This is a genomic window from Actinocorallia aurea (genome assembly GCF_054783995.1).
The window spans coordinates 234,956-257,196 of the sequence record NZ_BAAGPQ010000002.1 but is presented as its reverse complement, the minus strand read 5'-3'; the positions used below and the strand labels follow the sequence as shown (position 1 = coordinate 257,196).

The 22,241-nt window shown below is 71.1% G+C and carries 21 protein-coding genes; all 21 read left to right on the top strand.

Going from position 1 to position 22,241, the window contains the following annotated elements; all coding sequences use genetic code 11:
* Positions 1 to 88 precede the first annotated feature (88 nt).
* Positions 89 to 1,444 carry an ammonium transporter gene (locus ACYVOM_RS01400; protein WP_460301332.1) on the top strand — a complete coding sequence of 452 codons (1,356 nt, stop codon included), beginning with the start codon at positions 89 to 91 and terminating at the stop codon, positions 1,442 to 1,444.
* Positions 1,441 to 1,779 (top strand): P-II family nitrogen regulator, encoded by a 339-nt coding sequence (locus ACYVOM_RS01395; RefSeq protein ID WP_460301331.1) that lies wholly within the window; start codon positions 1,441 to 1,443, stop codon positions 1,777 to 1,779. The genes ACYVOM_RS01400 and ACYVOM_RS01395 overlap by 4 nt, the downstream gene beginning before the upstream one ends.
* 80 nt (positions 1,780 to 1,859) lie before the next feature.
* Entirely contained in the window at positions 1,860 to 4,130 is a 2,271-nt protein-coding gene (locus ACYVOM_RS01390; protein WP_460301330.1) for a [protein-PII] uridylyltransferase, read from the top strand.
* Positions 4,131 to 4,366: 236 nt separating this feature from the next.
* Positions 4,367 to 5,395: a PstS family phosphate ABC transporter substrate-binding protein gene (locus ACYVOM_RS01385; protein WP_460301329.1), complete on the top strand. Its 1,029-nt coding sequence runs from the start codon at positions 4,367 to 4,369 to the stop codon at positions 5,393 to 5,395.
* Between the two features lie 111 nt (positions 5,396 to 5,506).
* Positions 5,507 to 6,514, top strand: a complete 1,008-nt coding sequence (gene pstC, locus ACYVOM_RS01380) for a phosphate ABC transporter permease subunit PstC (RefSeq protein ID WP_460301328.1) — start codon at positions 5,507 to 5,509, stop codon at positions 6,512 to 6,514.
* Positions 6,515 to 6,516: 2 nt separating this feature from the next.
* Positions 6,517 to 7,725, top strand: coding sequence for a phosphate ABC transporter permease PstA (pstA, locus tag ACYVOM_RS01375; RefSeq protein ID WP_460301327.1), 1,209 nt, complete (start codon positions 6,517 to 6,519; stop codon positions 7,723 to 7,725).
* Entirely contained in the window at positions 7,722 to 9,200 is a 1,479-nt protein-coding gene (gene pstS, locus ACYVOM_RS01370) for a phosphate ABC transporter substrate-binding protein PstS (RefSeq protein WP_460301326.1), read from the top strand. The genes pstA and pstS overlap by 4 nt, the downstream gene beginning before the upstream one ends.
* Positions 9,197 to 11,431 carry a hypothetical protein gene (locus ACYVOM_RS01365; protein ID WP_460301325.1) on the top strand — a complete coding sequence of 745 codons (2,235 nt, stop codon included), beginning with the start codon at positions 9,197 to 9,199 and terminating at the stop codon, positions 11,429 to 11,431. Before pstS ends, ACYVOM_RS01365 begins: the two co-directional genes overlap by 4 nt.
* Entirely contained in the window at positions 11,428 to 12,333 is a 906-nt protein-coding gene (locus ACYVOM_RS01360; protein WP_460301324.1) for a sortase, read from the top strand. The genes ACYVOM_RS01365 and ACYVOM_RS01360 overlap by 4 nt, the downstream gene beginning before the upstream one ends.
* A 17-nt stretch (positions 12,334 to 12,350) precedes the next feature.
* Positions 12,351 to 13,223, top strand: a complete 873-nt coding sequence (locus ACYVOM_RS01355; protein WP_460301323.1) for a phosphate ABC transporter ATP-binding protein — start codon at positions 12,351 to 12,353, stop codon at positions 13,221 to 13,223.
* A 45-nt stretch (positions 13,224 to 13,268) separates the two neighbouring features.
* Positions 13,269 to 14,813 carry a signal recognition particle protein gene (ffh, locus tag ACYVOM_RS01350; RefSeq protein WP_460301322.1) on the top strand — a complete coding sequence of 515 codons (1,545 nt, stop codon included), beginning with the start codon at positions 13,269 to 13,271 and terminating at the stop codon, positions 14,811 to 14,813.
* A gap of 225 nt (positions 14,814 to 15,038) precedes the next feature.
* A complete protein-coding gene (rpsP, locus tag ACYVOM_RS01345; protein ID WP_460301321.1) occupies positions 15,039 to 15,488 on the top strand; it encodes a 30S ribosomal protein S16 in 450 nt (149 codons plus the stop codon).
* Positions 15,489 to 15,731: an RNA-binding protein gene (locus tag ACYVOM_RS01340; protein ID WP_230612575.1), complete on the top strand. Its 243-nt coding sequence runs from the start codon at positions 15,489 to 15,491 to the stop codon at positions 15,729 to 15,731.
* A 3-nt stretch (positions 15,732 to 15,734) separates the two neighbouring features.
* A complete protein-coding gene (gene rimM, locus ACYVOM_RS01335; RefSeq protein ID WP_460301320.1) occupies positions 15,735 to 16,235 on the top strand; it encodes a ribosome maturation factor RimM in 501 nt (166 codons plus the stop codon).
* Positions 16,236 to 16,253: 18 nt separating this feature from the next.
* Positions 16,254 to 17,042: a tRNA (guanosine(37)-N1)-methyltransferase TrmD gene (gene trmD / locus ACYVOM_RS01330; protein WP_460301319.1), complete on the top strand. Its 789-nt coding sequence runs from the start codon at positions 16,254 to 16,256 to the stop codon at positions 17,040 to 17,042.
* Between the two features lie 182 nt (positions 17,043 to 17,224).
* Positions 17,225 to 17,578, top strand: a complete 354-nt coding sequence (gene rplS / locus ACYVOM_RS01325) for a 50S ribosomal protein L19 (RefSeq protein ID WP_319812759.1) — start codon at positions 17,225 to 17,227, stop codon at positions 17,576 to 17,578.
* 128 nt (positions 17,579 to 17,706) lie between these two features.
* Positions 17,707 to 18,597 (top strand): signal peptidase I, encoded by an 891-nt coding sequence (gene lepB / locus ACYVOM_RS01320; RefSeq protein ID WP_460301318.1) that lies wholly within the window; start codon positions 17,707 to 17,709, stop codon positions 18,595 to 18,597.
* Between the two features lie 132 nt (positions 18,598 to 18,729).
* Positions 18,730 to 19,416, top strand: coding sequence for a ribonuclease HII (locus ACYVOM_RS01315; RefSeq protein WP_460301317.1), 687 nt, complete (start codon positions 18,730 to 18,732; stop codon positions 19,414 to 19,416).
* Positions 19,413 to 19,721: a DUF2469 domain-containing protein gene (locus tag ACYVOM_RS01310; RefSeq protein ID WP_123662559.1), complete on the top strand. Its 309-nt coding sequence runs from the start codon at positions 19,413 to 19,415 to the stop codon at positions 19,719 to 19,721. The genes ACYVOM_RS01315 and ACYVOM_RS01310 overlap by 4 nt, the downstream gene beginning before the upstream one ends.
* 151 nt (positions 19,722 to 19,872) lie before the next feature.
* Positions 19,873 to 20,229 (top strand): YraN family protein, encoded by a 357-nt coding sequence (locus ACYVOM_RS01305; protein WP_460301316.1) that lies wholly within the window; start codon positions 19,873 to 19,875, stop codon positions 20,227 to 20,229.
* On the top strand, positions 20,229 to 21,776 hold the full coding sequence (locus ACYVOM_RS01300) for a YifB family Mg chelatase-like AAA ATPase (protein ID WP_460301315.1): 1,548 nt from the start codon (positions 20,229 to 20,231) through the stop codon (positions 21,774 to 21,776). Before ACYVOM_RS01305 ends, ACYVOM_RS01300 begins: the two co-directional genes overlap by 1 nt.
* Positions 21,777 to 22,241 lie beyond the last annotated feature (465 nt).

The window sequence follows — 22,241 nt, the reverse complement described above, 5'->3', positions numbered from 1 at the left end:
CGGAAACATCTGTGCCGCGAGGGCGAAACGGCCAAGGAAGAGTCTTCTGGGCGAACGGAAAACCCACATAGGAGGGGCGCTCTTCCTCATGATCGACACAGGTACGACCGCATGGATGCTGGCGGCCACCGCCATGGTCCTGCTCATGACGCCAGGCCTGGCCTTCTTCTACGGAGGCATGACCCGGGCCAAGAGCGTCCTCAACATGATGATGATGTCCTTTGTCAGCATCATCGTCGTCTCCATCCTTTGGGTGCTGTTCGGTTACACGGTCGGTTTCACCGCCAACCCGGCGACCGGGCTCAACAACTTCATCGGCGGCTTCGACAAGCTCGGCCTGGACGGCGTCTTCAACTCCGTCCTTTCCGGCCTGATCCCCGACGACGTCGACGGCGGCACCTCCGACAACATGCCGGAGATGGTCTTCTCGGCCTTCCAGCTGACCTTCGCCATCATCACCGTCGCCCTCATCTCCGGCGCCATCGCCGACCGCGCCAAGTTCGCGGCCTGGACGCTGTTCGCGGGCCTGTGGGTCACCATCGTCTACTTCCCGGTCGCGCACTGGGTCTGGGGCGGCGGCTGGCTGTGGAGCAAGGGCATCGAGGACTTCGCCGGCGGTACGGTCGTCCACATCAACGCCGGTGCCGCGGCGCTGGCCCTGGCCATCGTCCTCGGCAAGCGCAAGGGCTGGCCGCGTGAGCCGATGCGTCCCCACAACCTGGGCTTCGTGCTCCTCGGCACCGGCCTCCTGTGGTTCGGCTGGTTCGGCTTCAACGCCGGCTCCGAGCTGGCGGTCGACCAGACCACCGGCCTGGCCTTCATGAACACCCAGGTCGCCACCGCCGCCGCGGCCGGCGCCTGGATCCTCGTCGAGAAGCTCCGCGACGGCCACGCCACCACGCTGGGCGTCGCCTCCGGCGCGGTCGCCGGTCTGGTCGCCATCACCCCGGCCTGTGGCTTCGTCGACCCCTGGGCCGCCGTGGTCATCGGCCTCATCGCCGGTGCCGTCTGCGCCTTCGCGGTGGGCCTGAAGTACAAGCTCGGCTACGACGACTCGCTCGACGTCGTCGGCGTCCACCTGGTCGGCGGTGTCATCGGCGCCGTCTCCCTCGGCTTCTTCGCCGCCTACCCGTTCCTCACCGAGGACAACGGCCTGTCCCGTGCGCAGGGCAAGGGCCTGTTCTACGGTGGCGGCGTCGAGCAGCTCCTGTGGCAGTGCATCGGCCCGATCGCCGTGGGCGTCTACTCTTTCGTGATCGCCTTCATCCTGGGCAAGATCATCGACAAGACCATCGGGTTCCGGATCTCCGAAGAAGACGAGGCCAACGGCATCGACATCGCGGTCCACGCGGAGAGCGCCTACGACCTGGCCCCCTCGCACGCGGGTACCTCGTCCTTCTCGGCACCGGTCGCCTCCGACAAGAAGGTTGAGGCTGACGCATGAAGCTCATCACCGCCATCATCAAGCCGTTCAAGCTGGACGACGTGAAGGCCGCCCTGGAGACCTTCGGAGTCAAGGGCATGACCGTCAGTGAGGCCTCCGGCTTCGGCCGGCAGAAGGGCCACACCGAGGTCTACCGCGGCGCCGAGTACAAGGTCGACGTCGTGCCGAAGATCCGCCTGGAGATCCTCGTCGAGGACGAGGACGCCGAAGAGGTCATCGACGTGGTCGTGAAGGCCGCGCAGACCGGCAAGATCGGCGACGGCAAGGTCTGGTCGACCCCGGTCGACACCGTGGTCCGCGTGCGGACCGGCGAGACCGGAGCCGAGGCCCTCTAAGCCGGGGCCGTCGGATTCGGGGGAGAGCGCGAGGGGCGTTCCGGAGAACATCCGGGACGCCCCTTACTCTGTGCGGAGAGGTGAACGAGGTGCTGAGTTTCGCGACGGAACGGGCCGCCCGGGTGGCCGAGCTCGACCACTGGCTCGCCGAGCTGGTAGCCGACGCCGAGGGGGTCGCCCTCGTCGCGGTCGGCAGCCTCGGCCGAAGAGACCTGACCCCGGGCGGTGACCTCGACCTCGTCCTGCTGCACGACGGCCGGCCGGACATCGCCGAGCTGGCCGAGAAGATCTGGTACCCCGTCTGGGACCGCGGCCTCCAGCTCGACCATTCGGTGCGGACGGTCGCCGAGGCCCGCGCGGTGGCGGGGGAGGACCTCAAGGCGCTGATGGGGCTGCTCTACGGCAGGTGCCTCGCCGGGGACCGCAGACTCGCCGACGACGTGCGCTCCAAGGTGCTGGCCGACTGGCGCGCCTCGGCCCGCACCCGGCTGCCGGAGCTGCGCGAGATGACGGTCGAGCGGTGGGACAGACTCGGCGAGCTGGCCTTCCTGCTGGAGGGCGACGTCAAGGACGCCAAAGGCGGCCTGCGGGACGTGCACGTGATGCAGGCCGTCGTGGCCACCTGGGCGGTCCCTGAGCCGTCTCCGAAGGTCAGGGCGGCCTATGACTCGCTCCTGGAGATCCGGCACGCGCTGCACAAGCGCACGGGCCGCTCCGCCGACCGCCTCCTGCTCCAGGAGCAGGACGGCGTCGCCGAGGAACTCGGGCTGGACGACGGGATCGCGCTGCTCGGGAGCGTCGCGGAGGCCGCCAGGACGATCTCCTACGCCGGCGACACCGTCTGGCGGAACGTCGAGCGCTTCTGCGCCCCGCCCGCGCGCTCCGAGCGCACGCCCATCGCCGACGGCCTTGTGGAGTACCAGGGCGAGGTGGTCCTCGCCCGCGGCGCGAACCTCACTGACCCGTCGATGCCGCTGCGCGCCGCCGCCGCCTCGGCGGGCGCCGGGCTGCCGCTGGCCCCGGCGACGCTCGACCAGCTCGCCAAGTCGTTCCCGGGGCTGCCCGTGCCGTGGCCGGAGGCCGCGCGCACCGCCCTGGTCTCGCTGCTGGGCGCGGGCGCGGCGGCGATCCCGGTGTGGGAGGGCCTGGACCAGGTGGGCCTGGTGGTCCGGATGATCCCGGACTGGACGAGGGTCCGGAACCGGCCGCAGCGCAACGCCGTCCACAAGTGGACCGTCGACAGGCACCTCATGGAGGCCGCCGCGGGCGTCGCGGGCCGCATCCGCGAGTCCTCCCGCCCCGACCTCCTGCTCGTCGGCGCGTTCCTGCACGACATCGGCAAGGACGGCTCGGGCCGCGACCACTCGGTCGTCGGCGCCGAGTACACCCGGGAGATCGCCGCCTACCTCGGCTTCCCGGAGGAGGACGTCGAGGTCCTGGTGGCCGTCGTCCTGCACCACCTGCTGCTGCCCGACACCGCCACCCGCCGCGACCTCGACGACCCGCTCACCATCGAGACCGTCGCCAAGGCCGTCAAGACGCCTCTGGTCCTTGAGCTGCTGCACGCGCTCGCCGCCGCCGACGCGGGCGCGACGGGCCCCGCCGCGTGGGGCTCGTGGAAGTCGCGGCTCATCGACGAGCTGGTCCGCCGCACCGGCGCGGCCCTGCGCGGCGACGAGCCGCCGCGCACGCCCGCGCCGACCTCCGCGCAGCTCGCGCTCGCCCGGCACGACGGCGTCGCGGTCCGGGTGAGCAGCAGCGCGGTCCGGGGCACGTGGGCCCGGCACACGGGCGGCGCGCTGAGCGTCACCATCGTCGCCTGGGACCGTCCCGGGCTGCTCTGGCAGGCGGCGGGCGTGCTCGCCCTGCACCGGCTGGTCCTGCGCACCGCGCGGACGTTCTCGCACGGCGACGTGGGGGCCGGCAACGCCGTCATCGAGTTCACCGCCCAGCCGGAGTTCGGCAGCCCGCCGGAGCCCGCGTCGATCGAGGCGGATCTGCGCCGTGCGCTCGCCGGGCGGCTCGACGTGGCCGACCGGCTGGAGAAGCGGGCCAGGGCGGTCCGGCACCGCAGGGGCGTCGCGGTCGCGCCGCCGAAGGTCACCTTCGTGGAGGAGGCGTCGAGCACGGCGACCGTCGTGGAGGTCCGCGCGCACGACCAGCCCGGCCTGCTGTGGCGGATCGGCCGCGTGCTCGGCGACTGCGGCCTGCACATCCGCGCCGCGAAGATCGACACGCTCGGCTCCGAGGCGGTCGACGTGTTCTACGTGGTCGGGCACGACGGCGGCCCGGTGACCGACCCGGTGCTGCTGGGCGAGATCGAGGAGGACATCCTCAGCGCCCTCGGCTGAGGCCTCGAAGGGCCCGCGGGGAGCCTCGGCCGGGGCTCCCGCGGCGCCCTGTGACGCGGCCGCCGCAGGTGATGTTCGTCCCCGTTCATCTTGTTCGCGAGTAATTCGCCAAGTGAGCGACGGCCGGACATGTGAAAAGGACTCGCGTGTTCGTTTCGCGGCTCCAAGGTTTCCTCCGCGAGCTGAGTGGCTTGCCGGCGGTCGCAGTGCCGCCGAAGCATCTTCGCGGAGGAAGAATGCTCAAGAAGATGGTCCTCAGTGCGGCGGCCGCCGCCCTGGCCGTCTGCGCCGTCCAGGTTCCGGCGAGCGCCGACCCGGGCTTCACCCCGGCCAAGACCGACCTCGTCGGTGTTGGTTCCGACACCACCCAGGACGTCGTCAACGCGCTCGCCGCCGCGTACAACAAGACGAAGCCCGCCGCCAGGCTCGCCAGCTTCAACGCGACCGGCTCGGCCACCTTCACGCCCAAGGCCGGCCTGCCCAAGCGCGCCCGCGTGGTCGGCTCCAGCAACGGCATCAAGGCACTGCTGGCCGACAACGAAGGCGCCTACGACTTCGCCCGCTCCTCGCGCGCCAAGAAGACCGACGGCACCGAGGCCACCCTGAGCTTCTACGCCTTCGCCCAGGACGGCGTCACCTGGGCCGTGAACTACAACAGCTTCGCGCCCAAGAGCCTGAAGAAGTCGCAGCTCGCGAGCATCTACAAGTGCGCCTCCTCGGCCCGTTACTGGGACCAGGTCGGCGGCAAGAAGAACGGCAAGAAGCGCGTCGCCATCAAGCCGTGGCTGCCGCAGGCCGGTTCCGGCACCCGCTCGTTCTTCCTCGGCGCGATCGGCCTGACCGACGCCCAGGTGGGCTCCTGCGTCAACCAGAAGGCCACCAACATCGAGAACGACGGCACCAAGGTCGGCACGAACCGCGCCTCCATCGCGCCGTTCTCCATCGGCCAGTGGATCGCCCAGGCGATCAACCACAAGAGCGACCGCCACGGCAAGCTCGTCCTCGGCAAGATCGCGGGCGTCTCGCCGACCACCGGCAAGATCACCATCGGCAAGAAGGGCAGCGTGAAGGGCAAGAACATCCGCCTGAACGCCTCCGACTTCCCGCACCAGTACCTGCGCCTGGTCTACAACGTCGTCCGCACCGACGAGGCGGTGAAGTTCGACGCCATCTTCGGCGCCACCGGCTTCGTGTGCGACCAGCCCGCGCTCATCCGCTCCTTCGGCTTCGAGCCCATCGGCGGCGGCTGCGGCGCCGTCTCCTGACGCCACGGCCCTTCGCTCCCTGAGCTGAAGCATCCGAAGGCGACCGGCGGCGTCCGGTCGCCTTCGGCCCTTGTTCTCTCAAGAACGGGCTCCCAAGAAACGGTGACCACGATGAGCATCGCCCCCTCGGCGCCCCCCGGCGCCGCGCCCGCCCCGGCGGAGCAGCGGCGGCGGATCACCGCGCGGTTCGCGCCGGTGGACGCCGCCTTCAGGGCGGCCGTACGCGGCTCGGGCGTGACCCTCCTGGTCATCCTCGGCTTCATCGGCCTCTTCCTCGCCCTGCGCGGCTTCTCGGCGCTCAACACGGCCGGGTACCACTTCTTCACCACGCAGACCTGGGACCCGGAGCTGCACGACTTCGGCGTCGCCGCGGTGCTGCTCGGCACGGTCGAGATCGCGCTGACGGCGCTGGCCGTGGGCGTGCCGATCGCGGTGCTGGCCGCGCTGTACATCAGCGAGTACGCCTCCCCGGGCATGCGCCGGGCGCTCATCGCGGTCGTCGACCTCATGGCGGCGATCCCGTCGATCCTCTACGGCCTGTGGGGGGTGACGTTCCTCCAGCCGCGCCTGATCGGAGTCTCGCGCTGGCTGTCGGACCACGCCTCCTTCCTGCCGTTCTTCCGGGTCGACACCGACCACGCCGACCCGGGCTCCTACACCTCCTCCCACTTCATCGCCGGCCTCGTCGTCGCGATGATGGTGATCCCCATCTGCTGCTCGCTCTCGCGCGAGGTGTTCTCCCAGGCCCCGCAGGCCGAACGGGAGGCGGCCTACGCGCTCGGCTCGACCCGCTGGGGCATGATCCGCACGGTGGTGCTGCCCTTCGGGCGCGGCGGCGTCATCGGCGCGGCGATGCTCTCGCTCGGCCGCGCGCTGGGGGAGACCATCGCCGTCGTCCTCATCATCTCCCCGGACTTCCGCGCCACCCTGCACGTCCTGGAAGGAGCCGGGAACTCCATCTCCGCGCTCATCGCGCTGCGCTACTCCGACTCCAGCGAGTTCGGCCTGTCGGCCCTCATGGCCGCGGGCCTCGTGCTGTTCGCGCTGACGCTCGTCATCAACTTCTTCGCCGCCATGATCATCAACCGCAGCCGCTCCGGCGCGTCGACCGAGGCCTGACCATGACCATCGCCGAACCGCGCACCGACCCCTCCGCCGCCCCCGGGCGGCGGCCCGTTCGCGGCCGCTTCCGCCCCGGCGGCATCGTCCGCGAGGACCGCTACGCCCTCGCCGGGGCCGCCGCGGCGAGCCTCTCCCTGGTGTGGCTCCTCTACACCAGACTGCTGCCGTTCTCCGGCGCGCTCGGCTTCGCCGTGTGCTGGTACGCGGCCTTCCTCGTCCTGTACGCGATCATCGTGACGCACGAGCACGGGCGGCTCGCGGCGACCGACCGCCTGGTGAGCGTGCTCGTGCACAGCGCGGGGCTGCTGACCGTCACCGTGATCGCGGCGATCCTCGGGTTCACCGTGCTGCGCGGCGCCCAGGCGTTCGCGCACGCCAACTTCTTCACCCAGACGATGTCCGACACGGGCGCGCTGGACCCGCTGACCAGCGGCGGCGTGATCCACGCCGTCGTCGGCTCGCTCATCCAGCTCGGCATCGGCGTCGCCATCGCCATGCCGCTGGGGATCGCCACCGCGCTGTTCCTGGTCGAGGTCGGCGGGAGGCTGACGCGTCCGGTGCGGCTCATCGTCGACACCATGAGCGCGCTCCCGTCCGTCCTCGCCGGACTGTTCGTGCTCGCCGCGTTCATCCTGACGTTCGGGTTCCAGAAGTCAGGGCTGGCCGCCGCCCTCGCGATCGCGATCATGATGGTGCCGATCGTCACCCGGGCGTCCGAGGTCGTGCTGCGGCTGGTGCCGGGCGGTCTGCGCGAGGCGGCCTACGCGCTGGGCGCCGGGCAGTGGCAGGTCGTGTGGCGCGTGGTCCTGCCGACCGCGCGCTCCGGCCTCGCCACCGGCATCGTCCTCGCGATGGCGCGCGGCGTGGGGGAGACCGCGCCGGTCCTGCTGACGGCAGGGTTCGCGCGCGGCATGAACGTCGACCCGTTCTCGGGGAACATGACCAACCTTCCCCTCTACATCTACACCTACGTGAAGTTCCCGCAGCCGGACATGGTCTCGCGGGCGTTCGGGGCGGCGCTGGTCCTCGCGCTCGTCGTGCTGGTGCTCTTCACCGTCGCGCGGCTGCTGGGGGGTGCGGCGCCCGGGCAGATGACGCGCCGGGCCCGCCGCAGGCTCGCGAAGGCCGAACGCGCCGCGGCCCCCGCCTCCGCCTCCGCGCTGCCCGGGGGCTTCCCCATCGCATCCGACAAGGAGACGTCCGCATGAGCGCTCGACGTCTGGGGGCGCTCATCCTGGCGTCCCTGCTCGCCCTCACCTCCGCCCGGCCGGCCGCCGCCGCGGACTTCGTGCCGGTGACCGGCAGCGGCTCGACCTGGAGCCAGGTCGCGCTGGACCAGTGGGCGGCGGCCGTGAAGAAGAACGGCATCACGGTCAACTACACCGGCTCGGGCTCGACCGCGGGCCGCACCGACTTCCGCAGCTCCCAGGTCGACTTCGCCGTCTCGGAGATCCCGTTCCAGCTGCACCCCGAGGACGGCAGCCCGGCCGAGGTGAGCAAGCGCTCCTACGCCTACATGCCGATCGTCGCGGGCGGCACCTCGTTCATGTACCACCTCACCAGGAACGGCAAGCGGGTGGAGAACCTGCGGCTGTCGGGCGAGACGATCACCAAGATCTTCACCGGGAAGATCACCAACTGGAGCGACCCGGCGATCACCAAGGACATGAACGGCGTCGCGATGCCGAACCGGAAGATCACCCCGGTGACGCGCTCGGACGGCTCCGGCACCACCGCGCAGTTCTCCCTGTGGATGGACACGCAGTACCCCGACCTCTGGCGCCCGTTCTTCAAGAAGAAGGGGCTGACGTCGTACTATCCGACGCTGCCCGGCGGCAAGCAGCAGAACGGCTCCAACGGCGTGGCCGCCTACGTGTCCGCCAGCTACGGCGAAGGCGCCATCACGTACGTGGAGTACGCCTACGCGCGGAACGCGGGCTACCCCGTCATCAAGGTGAAGAACAAGTCCGGCTACTACACGCTGCCGACGGCCTCCAACGTCGCCGTCGCGCTCACCAAGGCCGACATCAACTCCGACCTGACGCAGAAGCTCGAAGGGGTCTACGACAGCGCCGACAAGCGCGCCTACCCGCTGTCGAGCTACTCCTACATGATCATCCCGACGTCCACGCAGGCGCCCTTCACCGCGGAGAAGGGCAAGACGCTCTCGACGTTCATCGACTACTTCCTGTGCGCGGGCCAGCAGAAGGCGCCGGAGCTGGGGTACTCGCCGCTGCCCAAGAACCTGGTCGAGGCCGCCTACCAGCAGATGAACCGGATCCCCGGCCACATCTCGGCCGGCGCGGACCTGTCGACGTGCCACAACCCCACCTTCGAGGGCGGCAAGAACGTGCTGCTGGAGACCGCGGCGCAGCCCGAGGCCTGCGACCAGGAGGGCAAGATCCCCTGCGGTGAGCCGGGTGCGGGCACCAGCGCCGCCACGGACCCGGCGGCGACCGCGAAGCCGTCCGCGGGCGCCTCCACGCCGGTCGCCCTCGGCGGCGACGCCCCCGTGGTCGCCGCGGGCAGCACCGCCTTCGCCGAGCCGGTCGAGGTGTCGGCGCAGAGCGGGACGGCGCTGGTCGCCGGAACGGTCGCCGCGGGCGTGCTGCTGGGCGCGCTCGTCCTGCCGCCGGTCCTCACCGCCCTCGCCCGCCGCCGCCGTTCCGGTGGTGCGCGATGACGCGCCGGGTCGGGGCCGCCCTGGCCGCCGTGGCCCTCGCGTTCTGCACCACCGCCGCGGCCGACCCGGAGGCCACCCAGACGCCTTCGGCGACCCCCTCGGCCACGGCCACCGCGAGCCCGTCGGCGGACCCGGACACGACCGAGGACCCGGAGGAGCCCGCAGCCCCTGAAGATCCCGAAGACCCCGCAGAGCCCGAATACCCGGCCAACACCACGGGCAAGGTGACGGTCGACCAGGCCGCCGACCTGGTCAACCAGGTCATCCGGGTGAGCTGGCGAGGATTCACGCCCAGCTCCGACGCGTTCCTCAGCGACAGCACCACGCACGTCGTCCGCGTCTACCAGTGCCGGGGCAAGGCCCCCGAGTCCGTCGCCGACTGCTACGGCTCGGGCTCGTTCACCTACCCCGACAAGCCCAAGGGCGGCGGCGTGCTGCCCGACGGGCCCACCAACGCCGTCACCGCGCTGACCGCGCCGAACGGCCGCGGCTACGCCGACGTCGAGGTGCGCACCATCGCCGAGTCGGCGAGCCTCGCGTGCGACGCCGCCGACGACTGCTCGATCGTGGTGATCCCCAACGACGGCGACCCGACCCGTCCGACCCTGGAAGGCCAGCTCGCCACCCAGGCCTACCTCGACTCCGACTGGGCCTGGGCCAACCGGATCGTCGCGCCCATCGGCTTCGCCGTCTCCGCGGCCACCTGCGAGCTGGAGGACGCAGACTTCCGCATCACCGGCTCCCCGCAGTCCAAGCGGCTCATCGAGCGGTGGCAGCCCGGCCTGTGCACCTCCAAGGCCGACGTGGACGTCGACTACACCTCGCTCGGCGAGCCCCTGGCCCGCTCCAGCTTCCAGACGAACGGCACCGACGTCGCCCTGACGACCCGGCCCGAGGACACCGCGCCGTCCCGCGCGTTCGACTACGCGCCCGTCGGGATCTCCGGCGTCGCCATCGCCTACCGCGTCGACGACGCCGACACCGGCAAGCCCATCACCGGCATCAAGCTGACGCCGCGCCTCGTCGCCAAGATGCTCACCGAGTCCTACTCGATGAGCGCCGCCTGCGGTCCCGGGGTGAAGGACTGCAACAAGGCCACCAAGGACAACCCGCAGGACATCTTCCAGGACCCCGAGTTCCTCAAGCTCAACGGCGACGAGCACTCCTGGCCGAGCATGGGCTGGCCGACCGTCGTCTCCGGAGACAACGACCTCACCTACGAGCTGACGCGCTGGCTGGCCGCCGACCCCGACGCCGCGGCCTTCCTGGGCGGCGCCAAGGCCCCCGGCGGGATGACGGTCAACAAGAACTTCAAGGGCGCGGAGTTCCCCACGAGCGCGTTCGTCTCCCGCGACCCGGACAAGCGGTTCGTCCACGGGTTCATCCCCGTGCTCGGGCTGCACGAGGTCGCCCGCTACCTGGTGACGAACCGGGACAACAGCGAGAACTACGTCAAGGACCAGTACGGGAACTACGTGAAGACCCCGCCCTACGCCGTCGGCAACCGCGGCCTGTTCGCGATCGTCGCGACCTCCGACGCGCAGGCGCTGCGGTTCTCCTCCGCGAAGCTGCGCAACGCGGCGGGCAAGTACGTCGCGCCGACGGACGAGTCGATGGCGGCGATGCTGAAGCACTTCGAGAAGAACACCGACGGGGTCACCGCGCTGCCCGACTACAAGGCCAAGGACGCCAAGGCCTACCCGCTGACGCACGTCCAGTACGCCGAGGTGCCCACGAACGGGGTCGCCGCCGGCAAGGCCGGCAAGATCGCCTCCTTCCTCGAACACGCGGCCGGACCCGGCCAGAAGCCCGGCGTCAAGCCCGGCACCCGGCCCGTCGGGTACGTGCCCCTGACGGCGGCGATGAAGGCGCAGACGAAGAAGGCGGCCAAGGCCGTCATCGCGCAGAAGGGCAAGATCCCCGAGCCGCCGGGGGGCTCGGCCCCCGAGGCCCCGGCCGCCGAGGACGCCCCGCAGCCCGTCGCGCTGCCCGCGCTCCAGGCGGGCGCGCCCGCCCCCATGGGCGGAAGGCTCTCGGCCGACGCCTCGCCGCTGCTCGGCTGGCTGCTGCCCACCCTGCTCGGCGCCGGCCTCGCCGCCGCGCTGCTCGGACCCATGCTCTACGGGGCGGGCCGGTTCGGCGTGGTCGTGCCGCCGCCCGCGCGCTGGTCCCTGCCCAAGATCCCGCGCGTGAAGGCGCTCCGGAACGCCGGAAGGAGGCGCAAGCCGTGACCGCCGTCGAAGATCAGCCCCTCGAACAGCACGTCGAAGCCGCGGAGGAGGCCCCGGCGCCCCGTCCCGGACCCGCGCTGCCGCCGCGCCGGGGCAACCCGTACCTGGTCGTCGCGGGCGTGAGCCTCGGCCTCCTGGGCGCCTTCCTGCTCGGGTTCCTCGCCTACCTCGCGGTGCTCTCGCCGCTCCAGCACGACCGCGACCAGGTGACCCGCTACGCGGACTTCCGCAAGGAACTCGCCGAAGGCACCGCGCCCGTCGCCCCGCCGATGGCGGCCGGCGCGTCGGTGGCGATCCTGGAGATCCCGCGCCTCGGGCTGCGCGAGGTCGTCGTGGAGGGGACGACGTCCGGCGACCTGGCCCACGGGCCCGGCCACCGCCGCGACACCCCGCTGCCCGGGCAGCCCGGCATCAGCGTGATCCTCGGCCGCGCGGGCGTCTACGGGGGCCCGTTCGGCGCGCTGGACAAACTGCACACCGGCGACGTCATCACGGTGATCACCGGCCAGGGCCTGGCCTCCTACACCGTCAGCGGCTCCGGGCCGTCGATCCTGCCGCCCGACTCCGGCTCCTCGACGCTCGTCCTGGTGACCGCGGACAGCCCCGTCGCGCCGCGCGGCGAGGCCCTGGTGACGGCCCGGCTCACCACCGCGCCGGTGGCCGGGAACACCGCGGAGGCGCCGCGGATCAGCAGGTCCGAGGTAGGCCTCAGCGGCGACCCCGGCGCGCTGATCCCGCTGCTCCTGTGGGCCGAGGCGCTCCTCCTGGGCGTCGGGCTCACGACCTTCTCCTACCTGCGCTGGTCGAAGTGGCCCACCTACGTCGTTTCCTCGCCCGTCCTGCTGGCGGTGCTCTGGAACATCTACGAGAGCCTCGCCCGGCTCCTCCCCAACACGCTGTGAATCAGGACGGGCATGACATGACCGACAAGACGCTTTCCGGCAGCATCATCCCTGAGGGCACGCTCCCCGACGACACGCTCATCGACGGGACCCTCACCCCGGACGCCCCCGCGCCCCGCGCCGGCGGCGGGCTCGTCGCCACCGACGTGTCGGCCTGGTTCGACGAGCGCAAGGTGCTCGACAGGGTCGGCCTGGCCATGGAGCCCGGCAAGGTGACCGCGCTGATCGGCCCCTCAGGCTGCGGGAAGTCCACCTTCCTGCGGATACTCAACCGGATGCACGAGATGATCCCGTCGGCGTCCCTGGCGGGCGAGGTGGCCCTGGACGGCGAGGACATCTACGCGCCGGGCCGCCGGATCACCGAGGTGCGCCGCCGCATCGGCATGGTCTTCCAGAAGCCGAACCCGTTCCCCACGATGTCGATCTACGACAACGTGACGTCCGGGCTGAAGCTCTCCGGCCTCAAGGTCGCCGACAAGGACGCGCTCGTCGAGCAGTGCCTGCGCCGCGCCGGCTTGTGGAAGGAGGTCGAGAAGCGGCTGCGCGCCCCCGGCGGCGCCCTGTCGGGCGGGCAGCAGCAGCGCCTGTGCATCGCCAGGTCGCTGGCCGTCTCGCCCGAGGTCCTGCTCATGGACGAGCCGTGCTCGGCCCTCGACCCCACCTCGACCCGGCGGATCGAGGAGACCATCGGCGAACTCGCCTCGGAGGTCACGATCGTCATCGTCACCCACAACATGCAGCAGGCGCACCGCGTCTCCGACACGTGCGCGTTCTTCCTCGCCGAACACGACACCCCCGGACGTATCGTGGAATCAGGCCCCACATCCGAGATCTTCGACAATCCGGCAGACCCCCGCACCGCCGACTACGTCAACGGGCGCTTCGGATAGGTAGGCTGTTCGACGTTCCTTTTCCGCGTCACGCTAGGACGGACCGTGTTCGAGAATCTCTCCGATCGGCTGACTTCGGTCTTCACCAACCTGCGCGGCAAGGGCAGGTTGTCGGAGTCCGACATCAATGCCACCGCGCGGGAGATCCGGGTCGCGCTCCTCGAGGCCGACGTCGCGCTGCCCGTGGTCAAGGAGTTCGTCGAGAACGTCAAGGAGCGGGCGCGCGGCGCCGAGGTCTCCAAGGCGCTGAACCCGGCACAGCAGGTCGTCAAGATCGTCAACGACGAGCTGGTCGGCATCCTGGGCGGTGAGACCCGGCGCGTCCGGTTCGCCAAGACCGCCCCGACCGTCATCATGCTCGCCGGCCTCCAGGGCGCCGGTAAGACCACCCTGGCGGGCAAGCTGGCGCACTGGCTGAAGGGCGAGGGCCACACGCCCCTCCTCGTCGCCTGCGACCTCCAGCGGCCCAACGCCGTCCAGCAGCTCCAGGTGATGGGCGAGCGGGCCGGGGTCCCGGTCTTCGCGCCCGAGCCCGGCAACGGCGTCGGCGACCCCGTCCGGGTCGCCCAGGCCTCGATCGCCGAGGCCAAGCGCGCCCAGCACGACGTGGTGATCATCGACACCGCGGGCCGCCTCGGCATCGACTCCGAGATGATGCAGCAGGCGATCGACATCCGGCGGAGCACCGAGCCGGACGAGGTCCTGTTCGTCGTCGACGCCATGGTCGGCCAGGACGCGGTCAACACCGCGCAGGCGTTCATGGACGGCGTCGGCTTCGACGGCGTCGTCCTGACCAAGCTCGACGGCGACGCCCGAGGCGGCGCCGCGCTGTCGATCCGGCAGGTCACCGGCCGGCCGATCATGTTCGCCTCCACGGGCGAGAAGCTCGAGGACTTCGACGTCTTCCACCCCGACCGCATGGCCGGCCGGATCCTGGACATGGGCGACATCCTCACCCTCATCGAGCAGGCCCAGCGCCAGTTCGACGAGGACGAGGCCGCCAAGATGGCCGGGAAGCTCGCCTCGGGCGAGGACTTCACGCTCGACGACTTCCTCTCGCAGATGATGATGATCCGCAAGATGGGGCCGATCGGGAACCTGCTCGGCATGCTGCCCGGCATGGGCCAGATGCGGCAGCAGATCGATCAGATCGACGACCGCGACCTCGACCGCGTCGCCGCGATCATCCGCTCCATGACCCCGGGCGAGCGCTCCGAACCGAAGATCATCAACGGTTCGCGCCGCGCCCGCATCGCCAAGGGCTCCGGCACCACCGTCGGCGAGGTCAGCTCCCTCGTCACCCGCTTCTTCCAGGCCCAGAAGATGATGAAGGCCATGGCCGGCGGCATGGGCATCCCCGGCATGCCGGGCGCCCGCCGCGGCAAGCCCGCCAAGCAGATCAAGCCCAAGAAGGGCAAGCGCCAGTCCGGCGACCCCCGCAAGCGCGCCCTGGGCCCTGCCGCCAAGCCCGAGGAACAGCAGCAGCAGGGAGGCCTCCCCCCGGCCTTCGGCGGCGGCGCCGGCCTGCCCTCCCAGCTCCCCCCGGGCTTCCAGATGCCCGATCTGGGCGACTTCGGCAAGAAGGACTGACCCCGCCCGCCCCTGCACCCTGCGCGAACGCAGGGTGCAGGGGCGGTTTCGGAGTGGCGTGGGCGAGCAGTCATCGGCGTCTGGCAGAATGGGTTGCTGGAAACCCGGTGCGTGAGGCGCCCTCTCATCGCCCTAGCGCCCGGAGTCCATCTGAACGGCCCCGCTCTGGTCCCCACCCTTGCGGTCCGTCGTTCACCTTTCACTGAAACCGGAGTTACCACACCCGTGGCTGTCAAGATCAAGCTCAAGCGTCTCGGCAAGATCCGTAGCGCCCAGTACCGCATCGTCATCGCCGACGCCCGCACCAAGCGGGACGGTCGCGCGATCGAGGAGATCGGCAAGTACCACCCGAAGGAGGAGCCCTCGCTGATCGAGGTCGAGTCCGAGCGGGTCCAGTACTGGCTGGGCGTCGGCGCGCAGCCGACCGAGTCCGTCGAGAAGCTGCTCAAGATCACCGGCGACTGGCAGAAGTTCAAGGGCCTCCCCGGCGCCGAGGGCACGCTGAAGACCGCTGAGCCCAAGGCCGACAAGGGCGAACTGTACGCCGCCGCCGCCAAGGAGGCCGCGAGCCTCGACGGTGGCGCCGCCACCACGCCGAAGGCCAAGAAGAAGGCCGAGGCCAAGACCGAGGCCAAGACCGAGTCCGCCGAGACCGAAGCCCCGAGCGAGGCCTAAGTGCTCGAAGAAGCGCTCGAGCACCTGGTCCGCGGCATCGTCGATCACCCCGACGAGGTGCAGGTGGGCGCCAAGCGGATCCGCGGTGGCCGGGTTCTCGAGGTGCGCGTGCACCCCGAGGACCTCGGCAAGGTCATCGGCCGGAGCGGTCGTACCGCGAAGGCCCTCCGCACGGTCATGGGCGCCCTCTCGGGCGGCCGGTACGTCCGTGTGGACCTGCTCGACGTCAACGAGGTCCGCTGACCAGTGCAACTGGTAGTAGGCCGCATCGGCAAACCGCACGGGATCCGCGGCGACATCACCGTCGACGTGCGCACTGACGACGCCGACGCCCGGTTCGCCCCGGGCGCGGTGCTCGCCACGGATCCCGTGTCGGCCGGCCCGCTGACGGTCGCTTCGGCGCGCTGGCACAGCGGGCGGCTCGTGGTGCGCTTCGAGGGCGTCGCCGACCGCAACCGCGCGGAGGAACTGCGCGGCACCTGGCTGGTGATCGATTCCTCGGAGATCCTCACCTCGTCCGACCCGGACGACTTCCACGACCAGCAGCTCGTCGGGCTGAAGGTCGTCACCACCTCCGGCGAGGAGATCGGCACGGTCTCGGAGATCCTGCACCACGCGCAGGAACTCGTGGTGGTGGACACCCCCGCCGGCGACCGTTATGTGCCCTTCGTCGCGGCGCTCGTCCCGGAGGTCGACCTCGAAGGCGGCCGCCTGGTCGTCGACCCGCCCGACGGGCTCTTCGACTAGCACCTCCGGATCCCCAACGTGCGCTTCGACGTCATCACGATCTTCCCCGAGTACTTCTCGCCCCTGTCGGCCTCCCTCCTGGGCAAGGCCGCCGACAAGGGGCTCCTGTCCTTCGGCGTGCACGACCTGCGCGACTGGACCTACGACAGGCACCGCACCGTGGACGACACGCCTTACGGCGGCGGCCCCGGCATGGTCATGAAGCCCGCCCCTTGGGGCGAGGCCCTGGACGACGTACTGACGCCGCAGAGCCGACTCGTCGTCCCCACCCCGTCAGGCAGGCCGTTCACTCAGGCCGTCGCCGGTGAACTCGCCTCCGCGCCCCATCTCGTCTTCGCCTGCGGACGCTACGAGGGCATCGACTCCCGCGTCATGGCGCACTACCGCGACGTCGTCGAGGTCCACGAGGTGAGCATCGGCGACTACGTGCTCGCCGGGGGAGAGGTCGCGGTCCTGGTGATGATCGAGGCGGTCTCCCGGCTCGTGCCCGGCGTCCTCGGCAACGCCGAGTCGGTCTCCGACGACTCCTTCGCGCCCGGCCGCATGGAGACCCTCGTCGAAGGGCCCGTCTACACCAAGCCGCCCGTCTGGCGCGACCTGGAGGTGCCGGAGGTCCTGAAGTCCGGCCACCACGGCAGGATCGCCCGGTGGCGGCGCGACGAGGCCTTCCGCCGCACCGCGGCCCTGCGGCCCGACCTCCTGGCCCGCCTCGATCCCAAGGCGCTGGACAAGCACGACCGGAGGCTCCTGACCGAACTGGGCTTCGGCGACCTCGCGGTGCCCGGAAAGCACGCGCTGGACGGCTGATCACCCTTGATCAGCCTTCGGTGACCGGGCGGGCGCGCTCCGATTTGGAGGAGCACGCCGTACCTGTGGCAAACTAGAGCGTCGCGTGCCTTCCGCGCGCGCATCTCTACGTCCCCGCACCTGACGCCCCCATCTTCACCTCTGGGGCCTCTCGGGTCCGGGCCAGCAAGCAAGGACACTCCATGCACACCCTGATCCAGGAGATCGAGAAGGCCGCGCTGCGGTCGGACCTCCCGAGCTTCCGCCCCGGCGACACCGTCAAGGTGCACGTGCGCATCACCGAGGGCAAGGTCAGCCGTATCCAGGTCTTCGAGGGCGTCGTGATCCGCCGTCAGGGCGGCGGCGCGCGCGAGACCTTCACCGTCCGCAAGGTCAGCAAGGGCGGCTACGGCGTCGAGCGGACCTTCCCGCTCAACCTGCCCGCCATCGAGAAGCTCGAGGTCACCATCCGCGGTGACGTGCGGCGCGCCAAGCTGTACTACCTGCGCAACCTGCGCGGCAAGGCCGCCCGCATCAAGGAGAAGCGCGACTTCTAGTCGCCGCTCCCGAACGGGACTTTCCGAACGCCTGGCCTCTTCGGGGGCCGGGCGTTCGGCGTTCTTGGCCGCCCCATGAACCCCTCCCGAAGCTTGCTTCTACCGGGCGGCGCTAGGCTCTGGCCCTGATGAGCGACGAAGATCCAGGGCCGAGCGCGTCCGGGGAGGACGGAAGACCGGTGCGTTCCGACATCGACGGCGTCAGCGCCGACGAAGGCGAGGGGACCGGGGGTCCCGAAGACGCCGCGGAGGCCTCCGAGGGAAAGAAGCAGGGCTCGTTCTGGAAGGAGCTGCCCCTGCTGATCGCGGTGGCCCTGGGACTGGCTCTGCTGATCAAGACCTTCGTCGTGCAGGCGTTCTACATCCCGTCCTCCTCGATGGAGGAGACCCTCCAGATCGGCGACCGCGTCCTGGTCAACAAGCTGGTCTACAAGGTCAGGGACATCGAGCGCGGCGACATCGTCGTCTTCAGCGGCCTGGACAGCTGGGACCCGGAGGTGGACGTCGCCGAGCCCACCAATCCCGTCCAGCGCGTCCTGAGGGCCGTGGGGACGGCGTTCGGGGTCGTCCCGGGGGAGAAGGACTACATCAAGCGGGTCGTGGGCGTGCCCGGCGACCACGTGGTCTGCTGCGAGGCGGGGACCGGGCGGATCACCGTCAACGACGTCCCGCTGGACGAGACCGCGTACCTGTACACCGACCCGATCACCGGCAAGCAGAACGTGCCGTCCACCCAGAAGTTCGACGTCGTCGTGCCGCCCGGAAGGCTGTGGGTCATGGGCGACCACCGCGAGGTGTCATGGGACTCGCGCGGGCACCAGGCGGACCCGGGCAGCGGCACCATCCCCGTCAGCAGCGTGATCGGCAGGGCGTTCGTGGTGGTGTGGCCGGTCCGGAACTGGCAGATCCTGGAGATCCCCGCGACGTTCTCGCAGCCGGGTCTCGGGGCGGGCGGCGCGGGCGACACGCCCGCGGAGCCCGAGAGGCCCCTGGCGCTGGCGCGCCGCGATGGACGGTGACCGGATCCACACCCTGCCGTGACGGGGGATCTCGACGGGCGTTGGGCGGTCGTCCCCCGGTGGGCGTAAAGTTTCGGGTATGTACAGGCGTCTCGTCCGGCACCTCCCGTGATCGCCGGAACACGGCGTCCGGTGCGGTTCACCCCGCGGCGCGACGCCGGGATGTACGGCTATGAGCGCGCTCTGGCGCACGGCGGCTTCACCCGCGTCGCGGGCGTGGACGAGGCGGGACGCGGCGCCTGCGCGGGGCCGCTCGTGGTGGCCGCGGTGATCCTCGACGGCCTGAAGGTGCCCGGCCTCGCGGACTCCAAGCTGCTGACGGCGGCCCGCCGCGAGGAGGTGTACGCGCACATCACCGCACGGGCGATCTGGTCGGTCCTCGTCGTGCCGAGCGCGGAACTCGACCGGGTGGGGCTGCACGCCAGCAACGTCACGGGCATGCGGCGGGTCCTGCGGGCGCTGCCCGTCGAGCCGTCCTACGTGCTCAGCGACGGGTTCGGCGTGCCCGGCCTCGAGGTGCCGAGCCTGCGGGTGATCAAGGGCGACCAGGCGGTGGCGTGCATCGCGGCGGCCTCCGTGGTGGCCAAGGTCACCAGGGACCGGATCATGGCGGACCTGCACGGGACCTATCCGCAGTACGGTTTCGCCGAGCACAAGGGTTACAGCACCCCGGAGCACATGGCCGCCCTCTCCGGCCACGGACCCTGCCCGGAGCACCGTTTCTCCTTCGTCAACGTCCGCGCACGGGTCGCGGGCGGCTCTGGAGTGGTCGCGCTCCCGGGCATGGTGAACAATGAGCAGATGGGGAGGAGCAGATGAGCGCTGAGGACCTGGAGAAGTACGAGACGGAGATGGAGCTCCAGCTCTATCGTGAATACCGTGACGTCGTGGGCCTGTTCACCTACGTGGTGGAGACCGAGCGCAGGTTCTACCTGACCAACACGGTCGATCTCCAGGTGCGGGCGCTCGAAGGCGGCGAGGTGTACTTCGAGGTCACCATGCAGGACGCCTGGGTCTGGGACATGTACCGTCCTGCGAGGTTTGTGAAGAATGTCCGAGTCGTCACGTTCCATGATGTGAACGTGGAGGAGCTCGCCAAGCCGGATCTTCAACTGCCGAACTAGATCACTTTTTTCTTCTTCGGTTTTCGCCTGCTCTCTGGGGCTTTGTCGGTCGATTCGGGTGCCATCTCCGCGGAAGTTATCCACAGAATTTGATTCGGGTCCGGTTCGTCCGGGCGGGTGGATGCAGGGTCGGGGGTGGAGGTGATCGGCGATGAACGCCAACCACGAACTCGGCCGGCGCGGTGAGGAAGCCGCTGCCGTCTACCTGCGGCGGCTCGGCTGGAGGGTCCTCGACCGCAACTGGCGCTGCCCCGAAGGCGAACTCGACATAGTCGCCCTGGAAGGGCGCACCCACGTCTTCTGCGAGGTCAAGACCCGCCGGACCCTGGCCTTCGGCCACCCCGCCGAGGCGATCACACCGGTGAAGGCCCGCCGTTTAAGAGGGCTCGCGCTGCGATGGTCCCGCGAGCACGGAGTCCGCGCCGGCGGGATCAGGATCGACCTGATCGGCCTCATCGGCGGAGGGCCCGCGGGCTTCGTCGTCGAGCACCTGCGGGAGGTGGCGTGATGGCGCTCGCCCGCACCCGCTCCGTCGGACTCGTCGGCGTCCGCGGTCACCTCGTCGACGTGGAGGCCGCGATCACCAACGGGACACCGGGCCTGCACCTGGTCGGGCTGCCCGACACCGCGCTGAGCGAGGCCCGGGGGCGGGTCCGCGCGGCGATCCTGCACTCGGGAGAGGACTGGCCCGCCCGGCACGTCACGGTCGCACTCGGCCCCGCCGACCTCCCCAAAGGCGGCGCGGGCTTCGACCTCGCCATCGCGGTGGCGATCCTCGCCGCGGCCGGGGTGCTTCCGCTCGCGCCGTGCGCGGAACCCGCCATGATCGGCGAACTGGGCCTCGACGGCCGGGTCCGGGCCGTCCAAGGCGCGCTCCCCTCCGTCATGGCCGCGGCCGAGGCGGGATTCCGCAGCGTCGTGGTGCCGCGGGCCAACCGGGAGGAGGCCGAACTCGTCCCCGGGCTGCGCGTCCACGCCGTCGGGTCGCTGCGGGCGCTGCTGTGCGAACTGCGCGGCGATCCACCGCCAGAAGAGCCCGACCCGTCCCCCGATCCGGCCGCCTACACCGGGCTGGAGGCGTTCCCGCCGCGGCGCGGGATGCTCGACCTCGCCGACGTCAGGGGCCAGGCCGCAGGCCGGCGCGCCCTGGAGATCAGCGCGGCCGGCGGGCACCACCTGTTCCTGCTCGGGCCGCCTGGCTGCGGCAAGACCATGCTCGCCGAACGGCTGCCCAGTCTGCTCCCGCCCCTGGAACGCCGCACCGCCCTGGAGGTCACGGCGATCCACTCCGTGGCGGGCGCGCTCCCACCGGGACAGCCGCTCGTCGACCAGCCGCCCTTCCAGGCGCCGCACCACACCGCGTCGCGCACCGCGATGATCGGCGGCGGCTCCGGCAGGCGCGTCCGCCCGGGCGCGATCAGCCTCGCCCACGCCGGCGTCCTGTTCATCGACGAGGCCCCGGAGTTCCAGGGCGGCGTGCTCGATTCGATGCGGCAGCCGATGGAGCAGGGCGAGGTCCGCATCGACCGCACCGCGTTCACCGTCCGCTTTCCGGCCCTGTTCACCCTGGTGATGGCCGCCAACCCCTGTCCCTGCGCCGCTGCGAAGGTCCTGCAATGCCGCTGCACGCCCGCCGTCCGCTCCCGGTATCTGTCCCGCATCTCCGGTCCGCTCCTCGACCGCGTCGACCTCAAGCTGGAGCTCAGCCCCGCCACGCGTGCCGAACTCCGCTACGACCTGGAGGCCGCCGAGTCCAGCACCACGGTCTCCGCACGCGTCCTGGAGGCCCGCGAACGCGCCCTGAAACGCATGGCGGGCCTCCCATGGCGCACCAACAGCGAGGTCCCGGGCCCCGAACTGCGCAAGCGCTTCGCCCCGCCCCCCGAATCCCTGATCCCCCTCGAACTCGCCCTCCAGGACGGCTCCCTCAGCGCCCGAGGCATGGACCGAGCCCTACGCGCGGCCTGGACCATAGCCGACCTGGCGGGCCGGGACACCCCGGCCCCCTGGGACACCGCCGAAGCCCTCTCCTTCTGGCAAGGCCACGCCGCCTGACCCACCCCCACCCCCGCCCCCCACCCGGGCCCACCACTTCGAGGAGGACACAGAAGATCCCACCCCGACCCTCCCCGCCCTCCGGGCGACCCGCCCGCCCCGCATCACGGCCTCAGCCAGAGGACAGGTGACCCGAGGAGAGCGGCGGCAGCGCGGCGAGGCCGACCGGCCCTGCAGGGCCCCGCCACGCCCCAGCGGGCGACACGGCAGACCTGCTCGGCGCGGGCGCGGCGCACTGCCGGGCTGGCGCGCCCGCCCAGGCAAGGGTGCTGGTGCCGGTGCGCTGGGGCAGGTGGGTCGCCCGCGCAGCAGAGGGCGCGGCCCCGGGAGAGCGGCTGTAGACGGCGAGGCCCAGCGGTGCCGCCGGGCCCCGCCACGCCCGCCCGGGAAAGGGGGCTGGGGTGCGGGCTCCGGCAGGTGGGGCGCGGCGGGGCGCGCTCCAGCCCGTGGCGGGCTGGGGCGCGG

Bases quoted from the DNA above. Each gene is read 5' to 3' on its own strand.
- pstS (WP_460301326.1), top strand. From the start codon at position 7,722: ATGAGCGCTCGACGTCTGGGGGCGCTCATCCTGGCGTCCCTGCTCGCC.
- ACYVOM_RS01365 (WP_460301325.1), top strand. From the start codon at position 9,197: ATGACGCGCCGGGTCGGGGCCGCCCTGGCCGCCGTGGCCCTCGCGTTC.
- ACYVOM_RS01355 (WP_460301323.1), top strand. From the start codon at position 12,351: ATGACCGACAAGACGCTTTCCGGCAGCATCATCCCTGAGGGCACGCTC.
- rplS (WP_319812759.1), top strand. From the start codon at position 17,225: ATGCACACCCTGATCCAGGAGATCGAGAAGGCCGCGCTGCGGTCGGAC.
- pstC (WP_460301328.1), top strand. From the start codon at position 5,507: ATGAGCATCGCCCCCTCGGCGCCCCCCGGCGCCGCGCCCGCCCCGGCG.
- ACYVOM_RS01395 (WP_460301331.1), top strand. From the start codon at position 1,441: ATGAAGCTCATCACCGCCATCATCAAGCCGTTCAAGCTGGACGACGTG.
- ACYVOM_RS01400 (WP_460301332.1), top strand. From the start codon at position 89: ATGATCGACACAGGTACGACCGCATGGATGCTGGCGGCCACCGCCATG.
- lepB (WP_460301318.1), top strand. From the start codon at position 17,707: ATGAGCGACGAAGATCCAGGGCCGAGCGCGTCCGGGGAGGACGGAAGA.
- ACYVOM_RS01310 (WP_123662559.1), top strand. From the start codon at position 19,413: ATGAGCGCTGAGGACCTGGAGAAGTACGAGACGGAGATGGAGCTCCAG.
- ACYVOM_RS01300 (WP_460301315.1), top strand. From the start codon at position 20,229: ATGGCGCTCGCCCGCACCCGCTCCGTCGGACTCGTCGGCGTCCGCGGT.
- ACYVOM_RS01305 (WP_460301316.1), top strand. From the start codon at position 19,873: ATGAACGCCAACCACGAACTCGGCCGGCGCGGTGAGGAAGCCGCTGCC.
- ACYVOM_RS01385 (WP_460301329.1), top strand. From the start codon at position 4,367: ATGCTCAAGAAGATGGTCCTCAGTGCGGCGGCCGCCGCCCTGGCCGTC.
- pstA (WP_460301327.1), top strand. From the start codon at position 6,517: ATGACCATCGCCGAACCGCGCACCGACCCCTCCGCCGCCCCCGGGCGG.